General features: G+C 39.0%; 10 protein-coding genes. 8 read left to right on the top strand and 2 right to left on the bottom strand.

What is annotated here, in order from left to right; all coding sequences use genetic code 11:
* Both AC1DND_RS23415 and AC1DND_RS23410 read right to left on the bottom strand, forming a co-directional pair.
* A partial coding sequence (locus AC1DND_RS23415; protein ID WP_477584994.1) for a DUF3108 domain-containing protein occupies window positions 1–591 on the bottom strand: 591 nt, incomplete at its 3' end.
* A gap of 148 nt (window positions 592–739) precedes the next feature.
* Window positions 740–1,162 (bottom strand): hypothetical protein, encoded by a 423-nt coding sequence (locus tag AC1DND_RS23410; protein ID WP_477584993.1) that lies wholly within the window; start codon window positions 1,160–1,162, stop codon window positions 740–742.
* Window positions 1,163–1,367: 205 nt separating this feature from the next.
* On the opposite strand from AC1DND_RS23410, the gene AC1DND_RS23405 reads away from it, so the two are divergent.
* The 8 genes from AC1DND_RS23405 to eboE all read left to right on the top strand — a co-directional run bounded on the left by AC1DND_RS23405 (window position 1,368) and on the right by eboE (window position 8,273).
* A complete protein-coding gene (locus tag AC1DND_RS23405; RefSeq protein ID WP_477584992.1) occupies window positions 1,368–2,279 on the top strand; it encodes an AraC family transcriptional regulator in 912 nt (303 codons plus the stop codon).
* A gap of 67 nt (window positions 2,280–2,346) precedes the next feature.
* Entirely contained in the window at window positions 2,347–3,003 is a 657-nt protein-coding gene (locus AC1DND_RS23400; protein ID WP_477584991.1) for an alpha/beta hydrolase, read from the top strand.
* 116 nt (window positions 3,004–3,119) lie between these two features.
* Window positions 3,120–3,500, top strand: a complete 381-nt coding sequence (locus AC1DND_RS23395; protein WP_477584990.1) for a transmembrane 220 family protein — start codon at window positions 3,120–3,122, stop codon at window positions 3,498–3,500.
* Window positions 3,501–3,516: 16 nt separating this feature from the next.
* Window positions 3,517–4,374, top strand: a complete 858-nt coding sequence (locus tag AC1DND_RS23390; protein ID WP_477584989.1) for an EboA domain-containing protein — start codon at window positions 3,517–3,519, stop codon at window positions 4,372–4,374.
* A 26-nt stretch (window positions 4,375–4,400) separates the two neighbouring features.
* Window positions 4,401–5,387 carry a TatD family hydrolase gene (locus AC1DND_RS23385; RefSeq protein WP_477584988.1) on the top strand — a complete coding sequence of 329 codons (987 nt, stop codon included), beginning with the start codon at window positions 4,401–4,403 and terminating at the stop codon, window positions 5,385–5,387.
* 4 nt (window positions 5,388–5,391) lie between these two features.
* Entirely contained in the window at window positions 5,392–5,733 is a 342-nt protein-coding gene (locus tag AC1DND_RS23380) for a UbiA family prenyltransferase (protein ID WP_477584987.1), read from the top strand.
* A gap of 161 nt (window positions 5,734–5,894) precedes the next feature.
* Window positions 5,895–7,058 (top strand): 3-dehydroquinate synthase, encoded by a 1,164-nt coding sequence (locus AC1DND_RS23375; protein ID WP_477584986.1) that lies wholly within the window; start codon window positions 5,895–5,897, stop codon window positions 7,056–7,058.
* A gap of 3 nt (window positions 7,059–7,061) precedes the next feature.
* Window positions 7,062–8,273: a metabolite traffic protein EboE gene (gene eboE, locus AC1DND_RS23370; protein ID WP_477584985.1), complete on the top strand. Its 1,212-nt coding sequence runs from the start codon at window positions 7,062–7,064 to the stop codon at window positions 8,271–8,273.
* Window positions 8,274–8,315: the final 42 nt, after the last annotated feature.

The following is an 8,315-nucleotide window of genomic DNA, read 5'->3' as shown; positions in this document are numbered from 1 at the left end:
GAGTAGGTGTACCTTCACAATCCCGGCCATCGTTTTAGGATTGTAATCATAAATATTAATGTCGGCTTTATAATCTGTTTTTAAAGGCAGCCAATTGATTAACATAGGGTAAAAATTACTGTCGAAATAGCTTGATTGTAACTTTTCGTTTATTGCTGTAGTTTTTTGAGTTATTTTATCCCGATAAAAGCCCTTAATCTCTTGATCAAAGTGGATCACCATATCACGCTGTGCATTGTAGCTGGAGTGATAGATTGGCGAAAGATCTGATTTATTTACAATTGTAGAATCTATCCATGAGGAGGCTTGTCCTTTTAGTTTTACTTCTGTAATTACTTGTACCTCATTATTCAACACCATAACTTTAGTATTTACAATACCTATTATAATCCTGGTCGTATCTTTAAGCATTGACCAGTTCATTCGATAAGTTTGATCTTTAATCCACTTTTTATCTACCAGGTTTTTTTTTGGAATGATAATTTCCTGGCTATAACTAAATAGTGGAATTGCACAGAGGAGAAATAAACGGATGATTTTTTTTAATACAGCTTGGTTAAGCGGTTTTATTGTAATGATATTTAGGTGCATTGGTTAAGCTTAAGGTGTATGTAAATATATAAAAGGTATAGATAACACAGCCAGGTTACTGTTATAACCTGGCTGTTTTAATGAATACGCCAATAATCGATATGTTTTAACAATAAATTGAGCCGCTGAAGAGGCTTTAAATGTCTTTTTACTGTTTTGTACCGCTGAAATTAAACGAAATGTCGCCCGATGCGGTTGGCAGGGTAACAATAGCGATATTTTTTGCCGCATGGTCGTATATCAATGTCCCTTCTGGAGCCCCAATCGCCTTGGCATCATTAGAACCCTGTATCGCCTGTATAGTGAAAATTTTTGATGTTACATTGGAATATGGCTCACCAGATTTTGCTGTAACCTTTACTTTGTTGCCATTCTCTTTTGTAACCTGGATAATTGCATTAAAATATTCGGTTGAAGTGATATCTACTGTCCCTTTATAGGTGCCTACAATTCTACCTGCGGCAGCTTCATCCGAATCATTTGACGGAACATTTTTGCCCTTGCAGGAAAATACAAGGGTTAATACCAATGTAAAGAACAACAATGATAAATTTTTACTAATTGATTTCATAGATTGATTTTTTAATATTTCTGTTTTAAACTGCTCAAAATTATCATGTATGTTTTTCTATGTATGTGCAGAAATGCTCAATTATAGCATTCGCCTGAAAAGAAACTGAAAATGTTTCACAGCAATAATTTGCTCAAAAAATGATCGTTTTAATGCAACAGTTATTATCTTGTGTTAATCTTAATCGCAAAAATATTATCAGCAGATGTATTTAACTTCATTGCCAGATCATTCCAGCCCTGATTTTGATCAGGATCTTCATTTTAGAAGGTTTAAAATGCAAAATGTTGTTTTTAATACCGTTAGCAGTTATAGCTTTTGTGATGATCATGTGGGATGTCTTTCTTTCAAAACGATATTAAAAGGAGAGGAGTGGTATGGTATTAATAAACGTAAGCTGGCAATTCGGCCCGGGCAGTTCCTGATCCTCAACAATGAACAAAATTATTCCTGTAAAATTGATACCATGGATAAGGTTAGGGGATTATCGGTGTTTTTTCAAAAAGATTTTGCGGCGCAAGTATTTCAGGATACTTTAAAAAGTGAAGTGGAATTATTGGATAATCCATTTTATAAGAATAATGAACAACCCGAGTTTTTTCAGACGTTGAATGGTATCGATCCTGAATTACAGTTGCAACTGGCAAAGCTTATTTCAGGCCTCGAAAATAATGGTTATGACGATTGTGCTGAAGAACAGCTGTTTTTTTTACTTAGCTATCTGATCAAGACACTTAAATCCGATACGGAAAAAATTGCAGGCGTTTCGGCCATAAAGCCGAGTTCAAAAATTGAAATTTACAAGCGTTTGTGTATCGCGAAGGATTTTCTGCATTCAACTTTTATGGAGAAGCCCGATTTAAAATTACTGGCTAGTATTGCTTGTTTATCAGTTCCTCAGCTCATCAGGCAGTTTAAATCTGTATTTAAGGTTACGCCACATCAATACCTGATTCAGATAAAACTTAAACAGGCTGTTGATTTGCTTAAAAATACAGATAAACCCATTCATGAAATAACCTGGGCTTGTGGATTCGAAAACGTGAGTGCTTTTTGCAGGGCCTTTAAATCAGCTTATGGTTTTCAACCCTTGATGTTCAGAAAAACACAGGCATAAATAGCGCATTTCTGCACATGTTTATTGTTAAAGCGGGCTTAATTTTAAGCAATTAAACCCAATTCCCTTGAAACGAGCCTTTATTTTTTTCTTTTTAATTTTATCTTCCTCATTTTGTTGTGCCCAGGATCTTACTATCCCACTTTATCAAGGGCAGGTACCAAATGCAAAGAGAACCCCTGCCGATTACATTGAAGAAACCGACAGTAATAGCCTGATTAAAAATGTAAGCATCCCTACCATGCAGGCCTATTTTCCGGATAAAAATAAAGCCAATGGAACGGCTGTAATCATTTTTCCCGGTGGCGGTTATTTTGTTCTTGCCCCTAAAAAATGCATTGAAATTGCTAAGGCATTCAGTGCGCTGGGGGTTGCTGCCTTTGTTGTGAAGTATCGTTTACCCAGCGATAGAATTATGAACGACAAAACGATTGGTCCATTGCAGGATGCACAAACCGCTATTAAAACGGTACGCAGAAGAGCAGGCGAATGGAATATAAATCCAAATAAGATAGGAATGATGGGGCTATCGGCAGGTGGGCATTTAGTCTCAACAGCAGGTACACAGTTAAACAGGGTGGTGATAGAGAATAAAGAGAATATATCACTCAGACCCGATTTTATGATTTTACTTTATCCCGTTATTCTTTATGATCCGGATATACCCCGCACCAGAGAAAATTTAATCGGAAAAAAACCTACAGCAGAAGCGTTACTTTTATAGCAGTATATAATTTACAATTTTTAGGCAAAAAAAGCAATCAGTTTAAATAACTTTGTTTTTCAATGAAAAAAACATCGGGAAATCGATTTAGCTTGTTTTAAACCAAATAATTTAAAATGCTTTTAATTATTCTTAACATTATTTTTTGCATCTCGTTTTTAGGCTTTGCCTATGTAAATTTAAATGATAACGATGCCTTTCTTTGGGTTTCTATCTATTTAAGTGCCGCAATATGCTGCGGATTGGCTGCGTCCGGTAAATTTTATCCTTTCGCTTATCTGTTTTTAACTGCTTTCTACTTAATTTATGCTGCTATCCTATTCTTCGCAAAAGATGGTGTAAGAGATTGGATTATGAAATATAAGCGGCCAAGTTTGGTTGAAAGCATGCAGGCAACTAAACCCTATATCGAACAAACGAGAGAATTTTTTGGCCTGTTGATTATTGCGGGAGCTTTGTTGATCAATTATTTTGTTTCGGCGGGTATTGCCAGCTAATAGATTTAGATACTTTATGAAAGGTGATGATACGATGGCTATCCAAAAAGCTTTATCAGCTATTGTAAAAAGCAATGTAGGTGCAGATGGCCAAAATTGGCTGGAAAGTATAACACAATCGGCTGATCAAAGCAATAAAATCAGTCAGGCATTTGTGATGGTGCCGCGAAAAACCGGGAAATCGCTTATTCAACTTAACGAAGAACAAAAGGTTTTAATAGAAGAGGCTGGAATCAGTTATATTTGTAACTGGACAATAGATAGACTTTGTCGCGTTTGGTTGCTGAGCACTTTAAATTCAATAGACCAGGAGAAACTTTACACAACCGTCGATCGGTTATTTCTGTCGGCAGAAATGAATGAGGCGGTGGCTTTGTATTCGGCCCTGCCGTTTTTAGCTCATCCTGAAATTTGGGTAAAACGTTGTGCTGAAGGGATTAGGAGTAATATTGGATCGGTTTTGGAAGCGATAATGGAAAACAATCCCTATCCTTCAGAAAATCTGGATGAAGCGGCTTGGAACCAATTGGTGCTGAAGGCGTTTTTTACCGAAAAAAATATTAAGCTCATCGTTGGTTTAGATAAACGGGCTAATCTGGAACTTGCATTAACTTTGATTGATTATGCAAAAGAACGTTGGGTGGCCAAACGAAAGGTAAACCCACAGCTTTGGCGCCTGGTTAGTAAATTTATCAATGCCGAGATTTTTGAGACCCTTAAAGTCGGTTTACAGCATTACGACCAAATTGAACAGCGCGCCATTGCACTTGCTATCGCACAGTCCGATTATCAGCCGGCAAAAGATTATATTAACACTTTTCCTGAACTTAAGTTGGCCTTCACAGAAGGAAGTTTAAACTGGGATTCATTTTAACCATTAGAAATTCAAAATAGAAATATATGTGTTGCAGTAGTTCAATTGAAAGAGATAAAGCATTGATGGGGGAGCCTGAGGCGTTTGATATCAGTGCGGTAAGGGGAATGAAATTCTTCGACCCACATGTTCACATGACTTCGAGAACGACCGACGATTACCAGGCGATGGCTGATGCGGGAGTTGTTGCCTTGATAGAACCCGCATTTTGGCTGGGGCAGCCACGTACCGGATTGGATAGCTTTAGAGATTATTACAGTAGCCTGATCGGGTGGGAGCGCTTTCGCTCTTCTCAATTTGGCATTAAACATTATTGCACCATTGGTCTTAACTCAAGAGAAGCCAACAACGAAAGCCTGGCAGAGCAGGTAATGGAAATATTGCCATTGTTTATCTATAAAGAAGGAGTAGTTGGCATAGGCGAAATCGGCTTTGACGATCAAACTGCAGCCGAAGAAAAATATTATAGATTACAACTTCTGCTTGCTAAAGAAGCAGGTTTACCTGTTCAGGTGCATACACCACACCGCGATAAGAAAAAAGGCACACAACGCAGTATGGATATTGCTTTGGAGCATGGCCTTGATCCTTATAGCGTAATTATCGACCATAATAACGAAGAGACGGTAAAAGAGGTTTTAGATAGAGGCTTTTGGGCTGCTTTTACCATTTATCCGTTTACTAAAATGGGTAACGAGCGCATGGTAGAAATTGTAAAACAATATGGTCCAGAACGTATTATGGTAAATTCTGCTGCTGATTGGGGCATCAGCGATCCTTTAGCCGTACCAAAAACTGCTGCTTTAATGAAAATGCGTGGTTTAAGCGATGAGGCTATTGAGCTGGTTACTTACCGCAATGCGATTACTGCATTTGCACAGAGCGGGCAGCTGGATGAAGCTGATTTTAATGCGCAAAAAAATGTAGACCTTACCGAGAAATTCGAAGGCAATACCATTTTGCGTGGTGGGCAACAGCCAAGAACAGATAAATCGTCTATCATCATTAGCTAAAGTATTGAAAAAAATAATTGTCTATCTGCGCATGACGCGCCCTGCCAATATTGTTACGTCAGTAGCCGATATTTTAGCAGGAATTGCCATTTCTGGCGTTTTAAGCAGTGGGTTTTCCATTCCATGGTTATCTATTGTATTTTTGGCTGCATCAACAGCCTGTTTATATGGAGGAGGAATCGTTTTTAATGATGTTTTTGATGCCGATCTGGATAAAATAGAACGTCCGGAGCGGGCCATTCCCAGCGGGCTGATCAGCTTAAAAAATGCAACTATTTTAGGTAGCCTGTTACTTTTGGGCGGTATTGCATTAGCTGCATTAAATAAAATATCGGCGGGGCGGTAAAAGCTGGTGTAATTTCACTTATTTTGATGGATGCAGCTTGGGCCGTAACTTTCGATGCCTTGATTTTGGCTTTTATAATTGCAGCTTTATTGCCATTATCCATGTGGCTTTCTAAATTATTCGCCGTTACTTAACCATCAAACACACATTCTCAAATTGATATGGAACATTTACATCAATCCTTTACCGTACAATATAATTATAATGTTTTCTTTACTTCATCGCTTTTTTTGCCTGAAAATGAACTGTTGAACAGTTTTTTAGTTAACCTAAATCCGGCTGTTGCAGTAAAGAAGATCTTGTTTGTAATAGATGAAGGTGTAACAAATGCACACAAAGACCTTAACACCCAGATTAAAACATATTTTTCAAAATACCCTCAAACGCAGCTGGTTCAGGATATCCTGATCATCCCAGGGGGAGAACAGGTAAAAAACGATACCAGATATTTTGATCAGGTATTGGAAGCCATCAATGTTCATGGTATCGACAGACATTCGTTTGTTGCTGCTATTGGTGGTGGCGCTGTACTCGATATGGTGGGCTATGCGGCTACTGTTGCACACCGTGGTATCAAACACATCAGGATTCCAAGTACTGTGCTTTCGCAGAACGACTCGGGGGTTGGTGTGAAAAATGGAATTAATTATTTCAATAAAAAGAACTTTTTGGGTACTTTTTCGCCGCCGGTCGCTGTTTTTAACGACGAAGTATTTTTAAGCACGCTATCCGATCGCGATTGGCGCTCAGGTATTGCCGAAGCAATTAAAGTGGCACTGATTAAAGACCGTGAGTTTTTTGAGTGGCTGGAAGCAAATGCTGTTGCGCTTGCGCAGCGGGATATAACAGCTATGAACTACCAGATCTGGAAATGTGCAAAACTCCATATGGAGCATATCCGCAGTGCCGATCCTTTTGAAAACGGTTCGGCCCGACCCTTGGATTTTGGCCATTGGAGCGCCCATAAACTAGAATATCTGACTAATTTTGAAGTGAGGCATGGTGAAGCCGTTGCCATGGGGATAGCCTTAGATGCTGTGTATTCCAATTTATCGGGCAGGATCAGCACTGAAGATGCACAAAGGGTAATCACTTTGATTCAGCAACTTGGTTTCGAATTAACGCATCCTTTGTTACAGGTTACCGAAGGTAATAGCCCAATTTTACAAGGATTGGAAGAATTTAGAGAGCATCTTGGTGGAGAGCTGACCATCACCTTACTTACAGGCCTTGGCAGTGGAGAGGAAGTTCACGAAATTGATGCCGACATTTTAAAACGAGCTGCCGAAATTTTAAACAACCAAACAGCTATCATTCAACATTAAGCTATGAAATTAACTTCCGGACATTTAACCTTCTGTACCAACATTTATGCAGGCGAAAGCTGGATGGCACATTTTGCCGTGTTAAAAGATAGTTTTCCGGTATTAAAAGCGCAATTGTCGCCAGAGGCACCGCTGGGTATAGGTTTGCGCCTTTCCAATCTCGCCAGTATCGAATTGCTGGAAGAAAATCACCTGGAAACATTTAAGCTGTGGCTTGAGCAGGAAGGTGGATATGTTTTTACCATGAACGGATTTCCATATGGCGGTTTCCATCATACCAGGGTTAAAGATCAGGTACATGCGCCCGATTGGACGACGAGAGATCGCGTCGAATATACACTCCGTTTAGCAGAAATTCTTTCACAGTTACTCCCGGAAGGTATGGATGGAGGCATTTCGACATCGCCATTAAGCTACAAACCTTGGTTTAAGGATGCTTTGGGAAGAGAAAAAGCTACAGTTACTGCAAGCGCACATATTTTGGAAGTTGCCGGAGGCTTAGCAAAAATCTTTAAAAAAACAGATAAAATCATTCATCTCGATATCGAACCAGAACCCGATGGTTTTCTCGAATCTGGTCCCGAATTTATCAACTGGTTTGAACACGAACTTTTACCAACTGGAAAAAATTATTTTTCGGATCGATCGGGTTTAAACGCCAATGAAGCAGAAAATCTGATCAAAATGCATATCCGTTTGTGTTATGATGTTTGTCATTTCGCAATCGGTTACGAACCCCATACAGCCATTATCAATGAACTGCAGGAGAAAGGCATTCAGATTGGAAAAATCCAGATCAGTGCCGCATTGAAAGCTAAATTACCTGCATCTGTTTCGGAAAGAACAGCCGTATTGGCTCAGTTAGGCCGTTTTGACGAACCTACTTACCTCCATCAGGTAATTGCCCGAAAAAATGATGGTTCGCTGTTGCGTTATCCTGACCTTGCTGATGCACTGGCAGCGGGAGAAAATCCTGAAGTAGAAGAGTGGCGGGCACATTTTCATGTACCTATTTTTGTTGAAGATATGGGTTTGATCMAATCTACACAATCGGATATTACCGAGGTATTAAACCTGCAAAAAAATAACCCTTTTACCGCTCATTTAGAAGTAGAAACCTATACCTGGGAAGTTTTACCAACAGCTTTAAAAGCACCTTTAAACGATTCAATTATCAGGGAACTGGCTTGGGTTAAAAATTTATTAGAAAAATAGAACATGCATAAAACCGTTGTTATCGATATCGTAGCCCTATCT

It is taken from the genome of Pedobacter sp. 01N416 (genome assembly GCF_056399685.1).
The sequence above is the reverse complement of the archived record's forward strand: the minus strand, read 5'-3'. Positions and strand labels throughout refer to the sequence as shown.